Origin of the sequence: Microvirga arvi (assembly GCF_016892765.1) — a bacterium.
In the GTDB taxonomy this organism is placed as follows: domain Bacteria; phylum Pseudomonadota; class Alphaproteobacteria; order Rhizobiales; family Beijerinckiaceae; genus Microvirga; species Microvirga arvi.
The window spans coordinates 1-614 of the sequence record NZ_JAFEMD010000226.1 but is presented as its reverse complement, the minus strand read 5'-3'; the positions used below and the strand labels follow the sequence as shown (position 1 = coordinate 614).

The following is a 614-nucleotide window of genomic DNA, read 5'->3' as shown; positions in this document are numbered from 1 at the left end:
GGGGAATGGAGCCATAGGCGCGCTGCCCGCGCGGCGCCCGCGCATGGGTGCGGGCCATCTTGGTGGTGACCCCGCTTTCATCCAGGAACACCAGGCGTTCCGCAGGGATGTCGCTCATCTGCTGGCGGTAAGCCTCGCGCTCGGCTCCAATCTCGGGCCGCTCCTGCTCGGCCGCCCGAAGCGTCTTTTTTTGGGACGCAGTTTGAGCCGCTTGAGCGCCTCGCAAATCACCGCCAGACACACCGTCACGCCCGTGCGCTCGGCCAGGCGCTCGCGGTACTCGCGCAGGAGCGCGTCATTATCTTCAAGCACGAGCTGACGCAGCACCTCGAGAGCCGCCGTGTCCAGGCGCGAGGGCACGCCGCCGCTGTGCGGCTTGGGAGCCCGCCGGCCTTCCTCGCGCTCCTGGCGGCGCCAGTTCGACACGGTGGCGGGGCAGACCTGGAAGCGGCGAGCGATCTCGACCTGAGGAAGGTCGCCGCGCTCGCAGGCGACCAGAACACGCTCTCGCAGATCAGGGGAATAGGGCTGGGGCATGGCTCGCCTCCCGGGCCATATCCCAGTCAACGCCCAACCCACCCGAATGGATTCAAGTCCGGATCAAAAGCGCTTTA

1 protein-coding gene is annotated in these 614 nt (G+C 67.6%); it reads right to left on the bottom strand.

All coding sequences use genetic code 11. The features are described from left to right. Positions 1 to 114: 114 nt before the first annotated feature. Positions 115 to 537: a helix-turn-helix domain-containing protein gene (locus tag ILT44_RS30630; RefSeq protein ID WP_204243379.1), complete on the bottom strand. Its 423-nt coding sequence runs from the start codon at positions 535 to 537 to the stop codon at positions 115 to 117. Positions 538 to 614: the final 77 nt, after the last annotated feature.

What these genes read in the sequence shown, in the direction of transcription:
- ILT44_RS30630 (WP_204243379.1), bottom strand. Translation starts at nt 537, where the DNA reads ATGCCCCAGCCCTATTCCCCTGATCTGCGAGAGCGTGTTCTGGTCGCC.